The organism is Corynebacterium sp. BF-R-2, assembly GCF_024586525.1.
GTDB lineage: Bacteria > Actinomycetota > Actinomycetes > Mycobacteriales > Mycobacteriaceae > Corynebacterium > Corynebacterium singulare.
Genome location: NZ_JAMFTP010000009.1, coordinates 1 through 17,277, shown reverse-complemented (window position 1 = coordinate 17,277; position 17,277 = coordinate 1). Strand labels below are relative to the sequence as shown.

General features: G+C 60.6%; 15 protein-coding genes, 1 tRNA gene and 1 pseudogene. 5 read left to right on the top strand and 12 right to left on the bottom strand.

Annotated elements, in window-relative coordinates; all coding sequences use genetic code 11:
- Window positions 1–61: 61 nt before the first annotated feature.
- On the bottom strand, window positions 62–772 hold the full coding sequence (locus M5J09_RS07475) for an HAD family hydrolase (RefSeq protein ID WP_257157446.1): 711 nt from the start codon (window positions 770–772) through the stop codon (window positions 62–64).
- 3 nt (window positions 773–775) lie between these two features.
- Here M5J09_RS07475 and M5J09_RS07470 point away from each other — a divergent pair, with 3 nt between their 5' ends.
- The 3 genes from M5J09_RS07470 (at window position 776) to M5J09_RS07460 (ending at window position 3,337) form a co-directional block, all read left to right on the top strand.
- Complete coding sequence (locus M5J09_RS07470) at window positions 776–1,306, top strand: peptidylprolyl isomerase (RefSeq protein WP_039672975.1); 531 nt, start codon at window positions 776–778, stop codon at window positions 1,304–1,306.
- A gap of 73 nt (window positions 1,307–1,379) precedes the next feature.
- The gene (locus M5J09_RS07465; protein ID WP_257157445.1) at window positions 1,380–2,024 is read left to right on the top strand and encodes a rhomboid family intramembrane serine protease; all 645 of its coding nucleotides are present in this window, start codon (window positions 1,380–1,382) and stop codon (window positions 2,022–2,024) included.
- Between the two features lie 314 nt (window positions 2,025–2,338).
- Window positions 2,339–3,337 carry an HNH endonuclease signature motif containing protein gene (locus M5J09_RS07460; RefSeq protein ID WP_257157444.1) on the top strand — a complete coding sequence of 333 codons (999 nt, stop codon included), beginning with the start codon at window positions 2,339–2,341 and terminating at the stop codon, window positions 3,335–3,337.
- Between the two features lie 138 nt (window positions 3,338–3,475).
- Here the strand turns inward: M5J09_RS07460 and M5J09_RS07455 are convergent, their stop codons facing one another.
- From M5J09_RS07455 to M5J09_RS07405, 11 genes are read right to left on the bottom strand one after another with little or no spacing between them, the layout of a single operon-like run.
- Window positions 3,476–4,129, bottom strand: coding sequence for a response regulator transcription factor (locus tag M5J09_RS07455; RefSeq protein WP_042528641.1), 654 nt, complete (start codon window positions 4,127–4,129; stop codon window positions 3,476–3,478).
- A gap of 12 nt (window positions 4,130–4,141) precedes the next feature.
- Complete coding sequence (locus tag M5J09_RS07450) at window positions 4,142–4,345, bottom strand: hypothetical protein (RefSeq protein WP_042528643.1); 204 nt, start codon at window positions 4,343–4,345, stop codon at window positions 4,142–4,144.
- Window positions 4,346–4,391: 46 nt separating this feature from the next.
- Entirely contained in the window at window positions 4,392–5,468 is a 1,077-nt protein-coding gene (locus M5J09_RS07445) for a sensor histidine kinase (protein ID WP_257157443.1), read from the bottom strand.
- Between the two features lie 18 nt (window positions 5,469–5,486).
- Entirely contained in the window at window positions 5,487–5,762 is a 276-nt protein-coding gene (crgA, locus tag M5J09_RS07440) for a cell division protein CrgA (RefSeq protein ID WP_042528647.1), read from the bottom strand.
- 47 nt (window positions 5,763–5,809) lie between these two features.
- Window positions 5,810–7,750, bottom strand: a complete 1,941-nt coding sequence (gene pknB / locus M5J09_RS07435; RefSeq protein WP_257157442.1) for a Stk1 family PASTA domain-containing Ser/Thr kinase — start codon at window positions 7,748–7,750, stop codon at window positions 5,810–5,812.
- A 6-nt stretch (window positions 7,751–7,756) separates the two neighbouring features.
- A complete protein-coding gene (locus M5J09_RS07430) occupies window positions 7,757–9,163 on the bottom strand; it encodes a serine/threonine-protein kinase (RefSeq protein ID WP_257157441.1) in 1,407 nt (468 codons plus the stop codon).
- Entirely contained in the window at window positions 9,163–10,593 is a 1,431-nt protein-coding gene (locus M5J09_RS07425) for a penicillin-binding transpeptidase domain-containing protein (protein ID WP_257157440.1), read from the bottom strand. Before M5J09_RS07425 ends, M5J09_RS07430 begins: the two co-directional genes overlap by 1 nt.
- Window positions 10,590–11,942 carry an FtsW/RodA/SpoVE family cell cycle protein gene (locus tag M5J09_RS07420; RefSeq protein WP_257157439.1) on the bottom strand — a complete coding sequence of 451 codons (1,353 nt, stop codon included), beginning with the start codon at window positions 11,940–11,942 and terminating at the stop codon, window positions 10,590–10,592. The genes M5J09_RS07425 and M5J09_RS07420 overlap by 4 nt, the downstream gene beginning before the upstream one ends.
- Window positions 11,943–13,337: a protein phosphatase 2C domain-containing protein gene (locus tag M5J09_RS07415; protein WP_257157438.1), complete on the bottom strand. Its 1,395-nt coding sequence runs from the start codon at window positions 13,335–13,337 to the stop codon at window positions 11,943–11,945.
- Window positions 13,334–13,786 (bottom strand): FHA domain-containing protein, encoded by a 453-nt coding sequence (locus M5J09_RS07410; protein WP_042528660.1) that lies wholly within the window; start codon window positions 13,784–13,786, stop codon window positions 13,334–13,336. The genes M5J09_RS07415 and M5J09_RS07410 overlap by 4 nt, the downstream gene beginning before the upstream one ends.
- Window positions 13,787–13,817: 31 nt before the next feature.
- Complete coding sequence (locus M5J09_RS07405) at window positions 13,818–14,648, bottom strand: DUF3662 and FHA domain-containing protein (RefSeq protein WP_042528662.1); 831 nt, start codon at window positions 14,646–14,648, stop codon at window positions 13,818–13,820.
- Between the two features lie 228 nt (window positions 14,649–14,876).
- Here M5J09_RS07405 and M5J09_RS07400 point away from each other — a divergent pair.
- Both M5J09_RS07400 and M5J09_RS07395 read left to right on the top strand, forming a co-directional pair.
- Window positions 14,877–14,964, top strand: a tRNA-Leu gene (locus tag M5J09_RS07400).
- An 863-nt stretch (window positions 14,965–15,827) separates the two neighbouring features.
- Window positions 15,828–17,142: pseudogene (locus tag M5J09_RS07395) on the top strand (ISL3 family transposase).
- Window positions 17,143–17,277 lie beyond the last annotated feature (135 nt).

Below are 17,277 nucleotides of genomic sequence, written 5' to 3'. Positions count from 1 at the left end.
GCGTAAACCTTAGGTCCTAAGTCCTCCCTTTCCGGAGGGCTTTCGCCCGTTTTTCGCCCGTTTACAGCGCCCTGAAATTCACGCTCTGCAGATCAGTTAACGTGGCAAGGTCCCCACGCCCTTCTCGGTCGAAGTGCAGTGCTTTCAGTCCCGCCGCGCGTGCGCCCTCGACGTCATTGGCCACAGAATCACCCACCATGAGGGCATCGGCAGGCTCCACACCTAACCGGCGGCACGCTTCCAGATAAGCTTCGCGCTGCGGCTTTGGGTGTCCCATTTCGACGGTCGGGAACAGTTCCACCCCGGGCAGGTCGAGCCCGCCCGCGCGCAGCTTGCCCTCCTGCATCTCACGCGCCCCGTTCGTCAGTACTCCCACCTTGAGCCCCAACTTGAGGACATACTCAAGTGCTTCCCGCGCGCCCTCGACCGCGCACCAGTGCTTCGCGTACGCAGTCAGATATTTGTCATATTCCGCCAGTGCTTCCTGCTCCGTCATCTCGGGCCGTCCCAAGAACTCGCGGCAGCGCTCCACCCGTTGTCCTTGGTGGCTGACCTCGCCGCGCTCAAACGCGGCGAACCATTTCTTTTCAATGTCGGCGAAGCGCTGCTGATGCCCGCCAGGAAGCCACTCCTCGACGGCCGCTTGCATTGCCGCAGTGTGGTCCATGAGGGTGTCATCAAGATCGAAAAGAATAGCGCGAATCATGTTCGCCAGACTACGCAGATCGCTGACAGCGTCGCGCCGGAACGACGCGATGAGGGAAAAATCCATACAATGGCAGGCATGACTCAGAAGACCGCAACTGCAACGATGCACACCAACTACGGTGACATTGTTATCGACCTGTTCGGTAACCACGCACCGGTAACCGTGGAGAACTTCATCGGCCTAGCGAAGGGCGAGAAGGACTACACCACTCAGAACGCGAAGGGCGAGCAGTCCGGCCCGTTCTACGATGGCGCTATTTTCCACCGCGTCATTGACCAGTTCATGATCCAGGGCGGCGACCCGACCGGCACCGGTCGCGGCGGCCCCGGCTACCAGTTCCAGGACGAGTTCCACCCGGAGCTTCAGTTCGACCGCCCGTTCCTGCTGGCTATGGCGAATGCCGGCCCGGGCACCAACGGCTCCCAGTTCTTCATCACCGTGGCGCCGACCCCGCACCTGAACAACCACCACACCATCTTCGGTGAGGTTACCGATGCCGCCTCTCAGGAGGTCGTGTCCAAGATTGCTAAGGTTTCCACCGACCGCATGGACCGTCCGGCTGAGGATGTCGTCATCGAGTCCATCGAGATCGCCTAAGCGCTCTCACCTTTTCTTTCGAGCCCGCTGCCACATGACGTGGTGGCGGGTTTGTTGCGTATAAGGAGTCTTTGTGAAGAATTATCTGAAGTCAATGCCGGCGACCCTCGTATTCATGGTGCTGTGTATCGGTGCGTGGTTGGCCACAGCTGCACAGGCCAGGACTCTCGCCGCACCGTATTACCGCAGTTCCTTAGCCCAGGACTGGACTCTGTGGGGCCCGGATGTCTCCGCACACCCGGCAACGGTGATAACAGCCGGGTTCATGCACCTCGACGCCGGCCATCTTCTGGTCAACATGGTGATGCTTTTCTTCGTGGGCAGGGAAGTGGAACGCGCTCTCGGCAGCGTGCTGTATGTTGCCGTCTACCTCATTTCCGTGGTCGGCGCGTCGGCCGCGGTGTTGTGGATGGATTTTGACACTCCCACCGTGGGTGCCTCTGGTGCGTTGTTTGCGCTCATGGGGCTTCTGATCGGTGTATACCGCAGCCGTGGCCTCGACCTGCGCGCACCAATCGTCCTCGTGGTGGCCAACGTTGCCTACAGCTTCATCGCGGACAACGTGTCGGTGTGGGGACACCTGGGAGGCCTGCTTACGGGGCTGCTCCTGGCACCGTTCGTCTTCCGCCAGCGCCTGTGGCTTCGCTGGCTGGGAATCTGGATTATCGCACTAGCCGCGGCCATTACGGCAGCGCTGCGAGCTGGGCTTTGGGGATAACTCGGGCGTGTTATTCACCAAAACCTCTGTGCGAAAAGATTCCACAAGAGTTATCCACATTGTGGATAACTACATTTTTGTAATTTACCGAACGTGTGGGCCAAGATTTCTCCAGATCAGCAGGTGAATCGCGTTCGATTGCAGTTTTTGGGCGCCCTGTGAGGGGCGTGAAAACACTTATCCACAGGCTGTGGACAAGAGCTGTGAAATTCAATTTTCACAGAGTTATCCCCACCCTGTGGATAACTTTTTACCCAAGGTGTTAACACCCTTCCGGTTGCGGGGTTGGTTAGGGTGGTTTAGTGTTCTGGGTCATGGGGGATTTAGAGACCTATTTCTCCTTCCGCAACTCGGGGATCACGTTGGTGGGGCAAGCGGGAGGAGGAGAACAAAACCTACGCGCACTCGGCGCGGCACCGGCTGATGCCGCCGAATTAGCACGCCTGCACCACATCTACTTCGGTGCTACCAAGTTCACTGGTAAGCAACGCACCGCGCGTGCGCGTGCCCTGGACCAGGGCCATGATGTGGCCACGTTAAGTCTTATTGAGTCCTATACTTCGAAACTCAAGAATCAGTTGGATGCCTGGAATCTAAGACTCAGACTTGCCGGCACCGACGCACACAACATTCCAGCCGTGGCGGCTAAGCGGTTAAAAGAGCTCAAGCCCAAGCGTGTGCCGAAACCCGGAGTGCGTATGACTTATCGTAAGCAAGGCCCGCACTCGCTGACTATTACTGGGGATGCGTTGATGATTACTGAGATGCACGGCACCTTAGAATCCATCAACCACACCAACCTGCTGGAGGCTTGCAAACAGGTCTTCTTCACCAAGTCCCATGGTGGAACAAAGCCTGCGGTGTTAACCAGCGTGGTGGTGACCTTGGATAAGCTTGACAAGATTGTCTCCGGTGACGGTGACGACATCGTCCTGGAGTTAACTAATGGTGGGCGTATGACCGGTGCTGAGTTTTTGAACTACAAGTTTGCGGAAATCGGCTACGTCACCCTAATCCACCCCACCATCGGGCCAGTGTGGCTACACCGCATGCAACGCTTCGCTGGGTTTGAGCAACGCATGATGGCTAGTGCGGAGCACCCTACGTGTGCCAGGGAAGGTTGTAATAAGCCTGCTGATTTTGCCCAGGTGCATCACCTGGTGCCGTGGAAAGCAGGCGGTACCACCGATCCGCCGAACCTGACCATATTGTGTGCCTACCACAACGGGATTAATGATGATGACCCGGATAAACCCACCGGGGCAGGCTACGTGTTTAGGATTCGCGGCGAGGTTGACTACATCCCGCCCTAGGCAGAACCAATCACTGCCCACGCTGCCTACCAGCAAGCCCAAAACAACCTGCCCCGACCAGGCTAAACCCCCAACGCCACACCGCCGACGCGGACGCCCCACCAGGCATCCGCGACATCGGCGATCCACTACAACAAATTAAAAGCCAGTGCCGCCAAGAATCTTGGTCACCAGGTTCAGGCGCGTCGTGGCGCCGAAGGTGGTGATGAGGCGCGACACATGCTTCTTCACGGCGGACTCAGAAAAGCCTGTGGCAGCGGCAATCTCAGAGTTGGAGTTGCCGGCAAGAAGTAGCTTGAGGACGGCAATTTCGGCGTCGTGAAGCTCGTGTCCTTCGATGGCCGCAGCCACGGGATCGCGTGGAGTAGTGGGTTCGCCGATGTAGTCCACCAAGCGGTGCATAGCGGACGGTGCCACAACGGTGCCGCCCTCTACGGCAGCGCGAACCGCTTCGATGATTGAGCGGGGGCGTTGGTTCTTGAGGATGTAGCCAGCACCGCCCGCACGCAGAATCTTCAACATCGTGTCATCCGAGTCGAAGGCGGTTACCGCCAGGAACGTCGGAGGGTTCGGCGCGGAGTTGAGGTGCTTCAGCAGGGAGATGCCGTCCATCTGCGGCATGTGAATATCGGCAAGGACGAGGTCGGGCTTAGCCTCCTCGATCTGGGCTAGGCAATCCGCACCGTTGGTTGCCTCACCGACCACTGAGATGTCCTCCGTGGTCTGGAAGTAGACGCGGAAGGACGAGCGAACAAGCTCGTCATCATCCACAAGGAAGACTCGGATTCCCATTAGTGCCCTGGGTTAGTCCCAGCGGCCACCACACCACCAGCGCTGCGGGCTGGTGGAGCAACGGAATTCATCGGCAAAGTCCGAAGCGAAGGAGCTATAAAAGCCGAAACTGGTGGACTCCGCGTCGGCGTTGGTTGCAGTGATCTCAGACGCACCGGCAACCGGGGCGGAAAAGAGGGCAAGCGCCGCGGCGGCGATGGCAAGGGAAGTACGCATAGTGTGCCTTTTATATTCAAGGAGCAATGTTTACGGACAAAGCCTACTATATTTTTCTCAAACAAGCAGTAGGAAGCGACAAGCGTGTGACCCAGTGCTCAGCCTCCTTGCCGCTCCCGAAGCTTCCCTGCATCCGGCGGACGCGGCGAGCAATTTCGCCCAAGCCCAGGTTTGTCGTCATATATTCGCGGGATTGGCGCGCCGCAATCATAGAGGTGATGTGAACGTCGAGGTTCTTGGAAGTCCCCGTGGCTTCGATCGTCACCCGTGAATCGGGCTGGGCGTACTTAAGGATATTCACGGCAAGCTCGGAGAACACCAACGACAGCTTATCCGGAAGCGCCAGCTGCCCAACTTTCCCTAGAGAAATATGTACCTCGCACTGAAATCCATGGCTGCCCAAGAAGCTCACCATGGTTTCAAGGTCGTCCTCCACCGACTTAACGCCGTGGGTGACGCTTTCGTTCTTCATCACCCGGAGGAGATCCCGGACCTCGCCCATGGCTCTACGGGCGTCGTCGGCAATTGCTTCCGCGGAGTCGGCGGCGCTAGGTTCCGTTTGCGTCAGCGCGAGGGTTTCGGAACGCATAACAACAGAGGTCAACGTTGCGGCCACGGAATCATGAAGAGCAGTCATCAGCGATTCACGTTCGGCTGCTGCACGCTCTTCGATAGCAAGGCGCTGATCGCGGGCTCGACGAATACTCGCACCGATAGCAATGGCGATCGCGTAGAGGATGGCGGGCAGCAAGATACTCAGTGGATCTGAAATGCGCAGAGTCCGGCCCGAAGGGTCGGTGGAAACGACAAGAGTGTACAAAAACGCGGGAGCGATCGCCCACCACCAGCGCTTCTGAAGCGCCACGATGCCCACGATGACCGGGCTCCACGCCAGAAGCAGAAATGATCGCCACTCCGGGTACCAGATGGCGAATGCAAAAAGCGCACCGTACCCGAAAGCCGCCACGAACGGGCGGCGGATGGCGAGCGGCGTCAGCGCGACACCGAGGCTTGCGAGCACAAGTGCGCCAGGGTTGAGGAACGACGCATCCACCGTGACGGTGAGCATCACTAAGATGATGCAGCCGACACCGGCGACGCTATAGAACCTCGAGGAGTTCATAGGAGATGAGGCGGGAGACTAACGCCAACCCATCGTCATGAGCAGGCCAATGATGGCCAGGCCGAAGCCGATGCCGTAGTTCCACGGGCCAAGCTCGTGCATGAACGGGATGGACTCACCGGCGAGATAGTTCACCACGAGCCACAGCAGGCCAATGAGCATGAGGCCGAGCATGATGGCGATGTACCACTTCGGGGTGCCCTCAGAGTTGATCTTGACCGGGGTGCGGTTAGTAGCAGAGCTGGAGGACTGGGGGAGCGCGGAGCCCTCCGTCGTGATCTTGGACTTTGGCATTTCTACACCTTTGAATAGGGGGTTTAATCTGTGGGATACCTTAGCAGCTACTGCGGCAGCAGCGCGGCTGGGTCGAATTCCCAGAAGCGAACCTGGATGACGGCATCCTTCCGGATGACATCGCCGCGGCTGGCGGAAGCCCAGCCGATCTTGTCGGTGTCGATTGGGTTCGACGTAGCAATAGGTTCACCGACGTCCAGCGATCCCGTCCAGCCCTTAGCACGCAGCGCCGACTCCGCCTCACTCTGCGTGGAGTGCAACAAATCCGGTGCCTGAATCATCATGCCGTTCGACACCTCGATGGTGACTGGGGCGCCCTTAGGCAGTTTCTGGTCTTTTTCAGCGATTTTGATGACCTGATTTTCCGGCAGCTCAGAATCCACCGTCGACACCGAGACATCGAAGTCCATCGAGCTCAGCATTTCCACGGCCCTATCGCGATCCATACCGGAGACATCGGGAACACTGACCTCGCGCTGGCCCTTCGACACCGTGATGTGAACCTTCGACCCCTTCGAGAGCTGCGCGCCGCCCGCCGGGTTCTGGGACACGATCTGTCCGCGTGGAGCCTCGTCATGGACCTGCTCAACGTCGGTGTTGAGTTCGAGGTTGGCGTCATCAAGCGCCTGCGTGGCCTCCTCCACGGTCATGCCGGTGAGGTCTGGAACCTCAGTGATCTCCTTGCCAGAGGACACCGTCACCGTGACCGAGGAATTTTTCTGCAGCTCAGAACCTTCCGCCGGGTTCACGCGGATGACCTTGCCGCGAGCAATATCAGGGCTCGGCTCCTCATTGACCGTCACGAGCAGACCGAGCTTCTCCAGCTCCTCCACGACCTCGTTGCGCAGGCGATTCGCCACCTTCGGTACCACGACCATGTTCGCGCGCTGCGCAGCCTCTTCCTGAGCCTGCTCGCGCTCACGAGCCTCCTGCTGGGAACCTTGCCAGAAATCCCAGGCAAAGTAGCCAATGATGGCGATGAGAGACGCGGCCAACAGGGCAGCGAGCCATTTCAGGCCGCCACCGCCTTCATCCTCTTCGCTAGGTCTTGTCGACGCCACCGGGGCGCGGTGCTGCGCCGAGACCGGAGCCACCATCGTGGTGGGGTGATCCTCCTCATTCACGTGCGAGCGCGCCGCCTCCGGAATCTGACCCTGCGCCAAACGGTCGAGGTCATCGCTCATCTCCCACGCGGACTGGTAGCGATCCGCCGGGTGTTTGGCCATGGCGGTGAGCACCACGGCATCGACACCGAGGCGCTGCTTCTCCGTCAGATCCTCCCTGATGAGTTCCGACGGCGGGGTTGGGTCCTCCTGCACGTGCTGGTAGGCCACGGCGAACGGGGTCTCGCCTTCAAACGGGGTGCGGCCCGTGACCGTTTCGTACATGACGCAGCCGAGGGCGTAGACGTCGGAGCGGGCGTCGGCAGGCTTGCCCCGAGCTTGCTCCGGCGAGAGGTACTGCGCGGTGCCGATCACCGCAGAGGTTTGCGTCATCGCGGACGTCGAGTCATCGAGCGCCCGGGCGATGCCGAAGTCCATGACCTTCACCTGTCCGGTGTTGGTGAGCATGATGTTCGCCGGCTTGATATCGCGGTGAATGATCCCTGCCTCGTGGGAGGACTGCAGGGCATCGGCCACTGGCTTGAGCACGCGCGCGGCTTCCGCCACCGGCATGGGCCCATCCTCGCGGACGATGTCACGCAAGGTGCGGCCCTGAACGTATTCCATGACGATATAGGGCACCGTCATGCCGTCGACGTCCTTCTCGCCAGTGTCGAAGACGGCCACGATGTTGGGGTGGTTGAGCTTGCCCGAGTTCTGGGCCTCGCGGCGGAAGCGTTCGCGGAAGTTGACGTCGCGCGCCATATCGGGGCGCAGCATCTTAATGGCGACGGTGCGTCCCAGGACGGTGTCGTCGGCCTTGTAGACCTCGGACATGCCGCCAGTGCCGATGGACTGGCGGAGGTGGTACCGATCACTGACCATGGTGGGTTACTGGCCTCCCTGTAGTGCGGATTCTTCGGTGGGTGTGCCCTGTGAGTCTAGTTCGGGTGTGTCCGTTGGGGCGTCATTGACCTGCGGTTGTGTCTCCTCGGGTGTGGCAACCTCGGGCGTGGGTTGGTGCGTCGTGACCTCTGGTGTCGGCGCAGGCATGACCGAGTGTGTCTTCGTGACCGTGACGGGTGCCGGGGGTTCTTCCTCCACGATGGTGGTCTCTACTGGTTTCGGGGAGCGATAGGTGGGTTCCTCGGTAACCTCTGGGGTCACGGTTTCCGTCACGATGATTTCCGTCGGCTGCTCCGTGGGGGTTGGGACTGGGTCGGTGGAGTTGTCGTTCCAGAATTTATAACCGGCGAGTCCGATTGCCACGAGGGCGGCGATGGCCACGGCGATGAGCAGTCCGGTGCCGAATCCGCCCTTCTTGGCCGGGGGTTCGGCGGCTGGGCGCACCGTGGTCGGGTTGGCCATGTTGGCCAGCATTTCCGTCGAGGCGGAGGGCGAGGGTTCGGCGGCCGGGGGCGCGAGCGCGGCGGACTTCGGCTGCGGCGGGCGTTGGCCTTGGCGTACGGCCGAGATGGCGTTGGTGAATTCATTGCCGTCGGCAAAGCGGGTGCCCGGGTCCTTGCGCAGGGCTAGGCTGATCAGTTCCCGGGTGGGCGCGCTTATCGACGTCGACAAGGGCTCCGGCGCCTGACTAATATGCGCCAACGCCACCGATACCGAGGAATCGCCGCTAAAGGGGCGACTGCCGGCGAGCATCTCATAGCCCACAACGCCGAGCGAGTAGACGTCGGAAGCCGGGCCCACGTCGAGGCCTTGGGCCTGCTCGGGGGAGACGTACTGGGCGGTGCCCACGACCATGCCGGTGCGGGTGAGCGGGACGGCTGCGGCTGCCTTGGCGATGCCAAAGTCGGTGATCTTGACCTGCCCGTTTTGGGTAATCATGAGGTTGCCGGGCTTGATGTCGCGGTGCACGAGCCCCATGTTGTGGATAACGGACAGGCCGTGGGAGGCCTGCTCCATGACGTCAAGCGCGAGCGTTTCCGGCAGCGCGCCTTCGCGGGCCAGCAGATCGGCGAGGGATTCGCCGCGGATGTATTCCAAGGCCATGAAGCAGAAGGCGCGGCCGTTGTCCTCGAGCTCGCGGTAGTCATAGGTGGCGACGACGTTGTCCGACGTGATGGATTCTGCTGCTTGGGCCTCGTTGCGGAAGCGCGAGAGGAATTCGGAGTTGTCGGAGAATTCCGGGCGCAGGACCTTGATGGCCACTTCGCGGTCATGGTGGACGTCATCGGCCAGCCACACGGTGGACATGCCGCCGTGGCCGACGATCCACTGCAGCCGGTAATCGTTGCCGATGAGTGCTTGCAGGTGTTCTTTGTTCTCAGCGCTATTCACTACTGCTCACCTCCGTATGCGCGCAGGATGGCGCGGCCGATGGGCGCGGAGACTTGGCTGCCGTAGGCATTCTGGCCTAGGTGCCCGCCGTCCTTGACCACGACGCCCACCGCGATATCCTTGTCCGGGTCGAAAGCCACGTACCACGCGTGCGGGGCAAGGCCCTCGCCGTGCTCGGCGGTACCGGTCTTCGAGGCAAAACCGTTCCCGTCATAGCCATAGGTGCTGTGCTCGGAGGCAAACATGAGGTCCTTGATGGTGTTGGCCGTCTCTTCACTGACAGCTTCGGCTGCCTGACGTGGTTGAGTCGTGCGAAGCTCATTCATCTGGGCATCGGTGATGCGGTTAATGAGGTAGGGCTCCATGCGCTTGCCCTGGTTAGCGATGGTCCCGGCCATGATGGCCGCCTGCAGGGCGGACATGGTCACGTCGCGCTGGCCGATCACGGATTGGGCGACTTGGGCGCCGTCGCCAAGATCGCCCAGCGCACCAGCGGAAGTCTCCACACCGAGCGAGTACTTCTCACCCACGCCGAAGCCCTCCGCATATTTACGCAGCTCATCGGCGCCGATGCTCTCCGACATCTGCGCAAAAGCCGTGTTGCAGGACAGCGCGAAGGCCGTATGTAGGGTGACGCTCTCCGCGCCGCCGCAGGCTCGGTTGCCGTCGTTGGTCAGCTCCGTGACCGTATCCGGCAGCGTGATGGACGCCGCGCCGGTCAGCGTAGAGTCCGGGTTAAAGCCGTTGTTGAGGCCAGCGGCCGTGGTGATGATCTTAAAAATGGACCCGGGGGGCAGGGTGTCTTGCGTGGCATGGTTGATGAGCGGATTGCCCTCTTGATTCTGCAGCTGATCCCACGTTTCGGCCGCGTTGTCCCCGACGAGGTCGGAGACGTTGAAGCTGGGCGTGGAGGCCATGGCCAATATCTTGCCCGTTGAGGGCTGGATGGCTACGGCCGCGCCTTTGTAGCCTGGGCCGGCCAGCTGGTCGTAGGTTGCCTGCTGCAGCGCTGGGTCGATGGTGACCTCCACGTTGGCACCCTTCTGCGGCTTGCCGGAGAGCATATCGAGCCAGTTGTGTGCCAACAGCGAGTCGTCCTTGCCGTTGAGGATGTCATTCTGCGAGGCCTCCAGCTGGGAGGCGCCGAAGCGCTCCGAGAGGTAACCGGTGACATCGGCAAAGGCTGGGGAATCAGTGGGGTAGGAGCGCGAGTAGTTGCCGTTCTCATCCGCGGTGGACTGCGCCAGCACGGTATCGCCCGCGAAGATTTGGCCGCGCGGCGTCGTGCGCATCTCAAGGTAACCGCGGACATTCTTGGGATTATGTGCGTACTTATCCTCCGACAATGCCTGCACCACCGTGAGGTTCACAAGGAGTACGGCGGTGAGGAGGATTGCAAAGAGGGAGACGAGGCGGATCGATTTATTCATCGGGTGGCCTCCTGGATGGCGGGGAACATGGACGTGTCACTCGGTGCGTTGGAGGTCAACTCGCGCGCCGGGCGACGTGCCGCATTGGAAATGCGCAGCAGCAGCGCCAAGAGCATGTAGTTGGCCATGAGCGAGGAGCCGCCGGCAGACATGAACGGTGTGGTGAGGCCCGTCATGGGCAGGAGGGCGGAAATGCCGCCGGTGACGACGAAGACCTGGACGGCCAGCGTCAGCGCGAGCCCGGAGGCCACCAGCTTGCCATAGGTATCACGGCAGGTCAGCGCGGTGCGGAAACCGCGGGAGACGAGCGTGGCAAAGAGGATGAGTACCGCGGCGAGGCCGACCAAGCCGAATTCCTCGCCGATGCCTGCCAGGATAAAGTCCGAGTGCGCCACCGGCACCATGTCCGGGTGGCCCTGGCCCAGGCCGGTGCCGGTAATGCCGCCGGAGGACATGCCGAAGAGCGCTTGGGAAAGCTGAAAGCCGGTGGTGTCATAGTTGCCCAGCGGGTCAAGGAAGTTGGAGAAGCGCTGCTGGATTTTCTCCGAAACCTGGTAGATACCGAAGCCACCAATGCCCACGAGGATGACGCCGATGAGCAGCCAGCTCACGCGGTTGGTGGCCATAAACAGCATGCCGAGCACGGTACTGAAGAGCAGCAGAGCCGGGCCGAAGTCATTAGAGATGCCCATGATGACGATGGCGATGCCCCAGATGATGAGAATGGGGGCAAGGTCGCGCAAACGCGGCAAGGACAGGCCCAAGAATTTATAGCCGGCCACCGTAAACAGGGAGCGCTTCTGGCTAAGCAGCATGGCGAAGAACAAAATCAGCAAGATTTTGGATAACTCGCCCGGCTGAATGGAGAAGGGCCCGAGCCACAGCCAGATGCGTGCCTCTACGCCTGGCGGCTGCGGCCACACCAGTGGCAGCGCCAGCAAGATGAGGCCGAGCGCGCCGAGAATATAGGAATACCGGGTCAACGAACGGTGATCCCGCAACAGGACGAGCAGCAGCGCAAAGAGGATGAGGCCTACCACGGTCCACAGCACTTGGCGCACGGCGAGCCCGCCGCCACTAGCCAGGTCAAGGCGCTGCAGCATGATGAGGCCGATGCCGTTGAGGATCGCGACGATGGGCAGCATGATCTGGTCCGCATAGGGCGCCAAGAAACACAGCACGACGTGCGCCACAGCGAAGACGCCGATGAAACCACCAATGAGGTAGAGGACATCAAAAGTCAGCACGTTGCCCTGGGAGAGCTCCAAGCTCACCAAGGTGATGGCAAAGACCAGCGTGGCGAGGACGAGTAGGCCGAACTCCGTTCCACGAGAAAAGAGCTTGCTCACCTACTTCACCTCCCGGCACTTGCCCTGTGCGGGCGTAGCGGCGTCCTTCTTGGTGTCCGTGGCCGAGCCTTTCTCTGTGCTCTTTTTTGTGCCCACTTCCGCTTCCTTTGACGTCGCCTTCGCACAGGGCTTCAACGCCTTTTCCGACAGCCGCGACAGCTGGGTCTGCACCTCGTCATAGGACCCCGCAGGCAGATTGCCCACCGCGGCGCGCTCTGACTCCGGCAAATCCGCGAGCTTGAACGGGGCATAGTCGCCCCCGCAGTCATCGCGGCCCAGCTTGAGCGCATTCTTCTCACTCAGGCACGCATGCTGATAGGTGTGGTGCAGCGGACGGCCGAAAATCTCAAAATCTGCGCCCTGCTGGATGGTGAGGACCTCCTCCTCATCCGTGGTCACGTAATAGTTGTTGGCCAGGTGATTCTTCATCCACAGCCCGCCGCTGATCACGATGACCAGCACCACAGCGAGGGAGGCGATGACCTTCCAGCCCACCCGGCTGCGTCGCGGCGGCCGCTGCGGTTCTTCCTCGGAATCCTCTCGGGGCGTGACCTCAGCGGCCTTCGCTTTTGGGGGCGAGACCAGCTTTGCTGCGCGGCTCGCGGAGGAATCCGGGTGCGTCGGGTCCGGGACTACGCCCTGGATGGCGCCGACGGTGATGGGGGAGGCGTCGTCAAGCACGGCGTCCACGACCTCCGCCACCACGATGGTGACGTTGTCCGGACCGCCCGAGCGCAGCGCGAGATCGCGCAGCATGATGGTGGCCTCCTCCACCGAGCCCTGTCCCAGCGCCTGCTCAATGGTTGATGCCGTCACCGGGTCCGACAGACCATCTGAGCACAGCAGAATGCGGTCACCCGGCTGGGCATCCAGCGTAAAGAGCGTCGGCTCCACCGGCCGGCCCGTGTAGGCCTTAAGGATCAGGGACTTCTGCGGGTGGGAGGAGACATCCTCCGGGTCGAGCTTGCCCTCATCAACGAGGGACTGCACGTACGTGTCATCCTTCGTGATCTGGGATAGCTTGCCCTCGCGCAAACGGTAGCCGCGGGAATCACCGACGTGGCACACGCCGAACGTGGAACCGTTGAAGAGCATGGCCGTGAGGGTGGTGCCCATTCCTTCGGTCTCCGGATGCTCATCCACGTGCGCACGGATGGCAGCATTGGCATCCTCGGCGGCCGCGCCAAGCAGGGCCAGCATGTCATTGTCGCCTGGATCGCGCTCGAGAGAAGCCATGTGCTCCACCATGGTGGTGGAGGCCACCTCACCAGCGGCGTGACCGCCCATGCCGTCCGCCAGCACCAACAAATGTGGGCCCGCGTGGGCGGAATCCTCATTGTTGCCACGGACCAAGCCGCGGTCCGTTACTGCAGTAAATTTCAGGCTTAAAGTCATGCCATCAACCTCACGGTCGTTCGACCAAGTTTGATATCCGAGCCCACGCCGACGCGTTCCGGCTGGTCAATACGGGCGCCACCGACGAAGGTGCCGTTGCGGGACTCCAGATCCTCCACAAACCACTCGCTGCCCCGACGGAACAGGCGAGCGTGGTGACCGGAAGAAAAATCATCACCAGTGACAAAGTCACAGTCTTGTGCGCGGCCCATCGTACAGTCTTCGAGGGTGCCGAGTTCCATATGGGAACCGCGCAGGGGCCCATCCACGATGGCGATTTCACGCGGCGCTTCGCGACGCCTCTGTGACCCCTTCACCGGGGCCGATGCCTGGTACACACCGGCCGCCTTGTTGGCGTCCCGGCGCATGGCGTTGAGTGCGACCAGAATAAACAGCCACAGCAACACCAGCAGGCCGATGCGCAGCGACAGCAGCACAACCGAGTCCATGGAAGGTCCTTACTCTAGGGGGAACTGGGGTTTAATAATTCTGGTTCTCAAGGCCGGTAATGCGGACCTCGATGTGGGAGTGGCCGAGGGTGATCACGTCGCCGTCGGCAAGCAGCCAGTTCTCAATCGGGGTGTCGTTGACCGTGGTGCCGTTCGTGGACTGCAGATCCACCAGCACCGCATCCTGGCCATTCCACGTGATTTCCGCATGCTGGCGGGAGACACCCGTATCCGGCAGGCGCAGGTCAGCGTCGTTGCTGCGGCCGAGGATGTTGGAGCCTTCGCGCACGTGGTAGACGCGGGAGGAACCGTCCTGCAGCATGAGCGTCACCGCCGGGCCCTGCGGGGTGGGTGCAGGCTCGTTGGGGTTCGGCACCATGAAAGCGGTGGTCTTTGCCTCGTCGGCGTTGTGCGGCTGGGTCATAGAGTCCTCCTGACCATGGTCGTGGTGGAAAATCGCGTCGAATCCCGTTTCTTCGGTGGGCTCGTGGTCCAAAAAGGAAGACACGCGCAATTGGCCCGTGCGCAGTCCCGACTCCTCCGCAATTCGCACGATGACCGGCCCAGCTAAGGACCAGCCACTGTTGCGAATGAAGCGGGTGAGTTGGTCAGACAAATCCGAAGGAATATCCCGGTCTTGGGAGAGGTTCTCAATGTCTTTGGAGGACACACCGACGGTCATGACGTTGGGGCTGTACAGCTTGCCGTCATCACCGCGGGACAGGTTGTCCTGCGCCTCTTGCTTGAGGAGTTCCTCAATCTCTGCGGGGACGACCTTGCCGCCAAAGACAAAGGCCATGCCGTTGTCCAATCCGCGCTGCAGGGAGGAATCCAGCTTGGCGAGTTTCTCGAGCAATGCCATGGGGAAGTGCCGTCCTCCTTTCAGGATGTTCCAGGGAAATATCTCACCGCGACGGTGGGATACAGCGATATAGCAGCGATCAGTATAGGTGGCTTTCCTCTATTTAACGTAGACGCGCGGCCCAAAGTTCCCTGTGTATTCAGGAAAAAGTTCGGCTTTGCCAGCGGATTTGTCGATTCAACGGGGCTGCGTGCTAAAGTTAGCTGGTCGCCAAGACATCTAAACCCTGCCCGGGTGGCGGAATTGGCAGACGCGCTGGCTTCAGGTGCCAGTGTCCTTATAGGACGTGCGGGTTCAAGTCCCGCCCCGGGCACCATGTGAAGTCTCGAGACATCGTTCCGGTCGGTGTCTCGAGATTTTCTGTTTTCAAGTGCCCCAGGCTCCCGAAAATCGGGCATCCGCAACGTCGCGAGTACTCCGAGGGGCAGGCGACTGTGCGGGCCAAGATTGTGCCCCGTTTGCGGGCGTTCAACGCTATAACCGGGACTTGGTTCCGGCCTCAGTTGCCGTTAGTTGTTAGCGACACACACCTAGAACTGCTCCTGAAGGCGCTAGAAGTACCAGCGCTGGGCCTCGCACGGGCATACTCTCAGAGTCCCCCCGCTTCGGTGCGGAAAGCTACAGAGGATCGATGTCTCGAGACATCGCTTTTCGCCGTGTCTGGGCAGTTTTAGCCTCAGGGTTTTCAACTGGATCGATGTGGTGAGACATTCGTGCTGGTTGGACCGGAACGATCTCATGAGACATGCGGAACGATGTCTCCGAACCAGACATTCTCTGGGGCACCATGTGAAGTCTCGAGACATCGTTCCGGTCGGTGTCTCGAGATTTTTCGTTTTCAGTTGCGGGATATGCGGGCTTTACGTTCGATGTATCTCAGCTGGGTGTTGCGACCGGCTATTTGGTAGCAGTGTCGTGACTATCTGGTAGCGCTTCAGTGAGTATCTGGTAGCAGTTCAGCGCGCTCGGGGTGATACTTCCGGTAGCCGCACCACTCGGGTGCGGCGTGTACTGGAAGGAGTCCGCTGATGACGGATTACCGGCTCTTCCGGTTTCGGAGTGCGTAGCGGGGTGAAATAGAACACGACGGGTCCAGCGGGTCACCACAACATATAAGGGTCCCTGGTGTGAAGATGAAAGCTCCTAAACAACCATCTACACCCACCAGGGACCCGTACTGTGAAGCCTACTGGAAACCTCGTTGCCGACACCATCTGCCGTACCGCGGAAATCGGGCTTGCCATCACCGGCGCCGCTGATGCCGGACCACTGACCATCATTGAGGCCACACCAGTAGCCGTTTCCGGCGTGTGCCCGGACTGTGGGCAGCCTGGCAAGCTTCGTGACCACATCACTCGTCGACTCGTTGATCTTCCTGTCGTCGGATTCCCCACTAGGCTGCACGTAACAGTCCCCAGATTCTTGTGCACAGCCGCCTCATGTAAGAGAAGGATCTTCCAGGCTTCCTTGGCTTGCGCGGATGACGGCTCCAAGCTCACTGACCGGGTCACCCGCTGGATCTTGCAGCGTCTTGCTATTGATCGGATGAGTGTGTCGGCTACCGCCAAAGCACTCGGTGTGGGCTGGGACCTGGTCAACCACGTCGCGCTGGATGCCTGCCGCCAGCTTGTCTACGGCGATCCCTGTCACCTAGACGGGGTTCGCATCCTCGGAGTCGATGAACATGTATGGAAACACACCCGTAAACCAGGCCAGGCATCAAACCTGGTGACCATACTTGTTGACCTCACCCCGCTGGTGGACGGGCGTGGGCCTGCACGTTTGTTAGACATGCGACCAGGCAGGTCCGCCGACGTGCTGAAGCGGGTGGCTTAAGGAACGCAACCCCAGCTTCCGGGAACAGATACAGGTAGTGACCATGGATGGGTTCACCGGATATGCCACTGCAGTCGAAGAGCAACTACCACAGGCGGACAAAGTCATGGACCCTTTCCATGTGGTGCATCTAGCAGCCGACAAGCTCACCAGTTGCCGACAACGACTCCAACGTGAGACCACCGGGCGCCGCGGACGCAAAGATGACCCGCTGTACAAGCACCGGCGCACCCTGTTGACCAGGACGAACTATCTCACCGAGCGGCAAAAGCAACGCTTAGAAATGTTGTGGGCCACCGATGACGACTACGTGGCCCTAGAAGTAACGTGGTTGCTCTACCAAGACATGATTGCCGCGTACGCGCATCCGAAGAAATCGGAAGGCAAAAAGCTCATGGAACGCATCATCCACACCCTGCGTAAAGGATTACCGAAAGGCTTAGAAGAGCTCGCCCAACTGGGCCGAACCCTGTGGCGAAGACGCAAAGATGTGCTCGCCTACTTCGATATCGGTGCCTCCAACGGCCCCGTCGAGGCAATCAACGGCCGACTCGAGCACCTACGCGGCATCGCCCTAGGTTTCAAAAACCTCAACCACTACATCTTGCGGTGCCTGATCCACTCCGGACAGCTACAGGACAAAATCAACGCACTCTAAAACCGGAAGGGCCGGATTACCGTGCGGTGATGACGCTGCTTTTAGGGAAGCGTTCTTACCGCCAGATTGAAGACCAGCTCGGGTGCTCGCACCGCGCGATTTCCCGAGCGAACCAAGCGCTGCGACGCCTTGGTT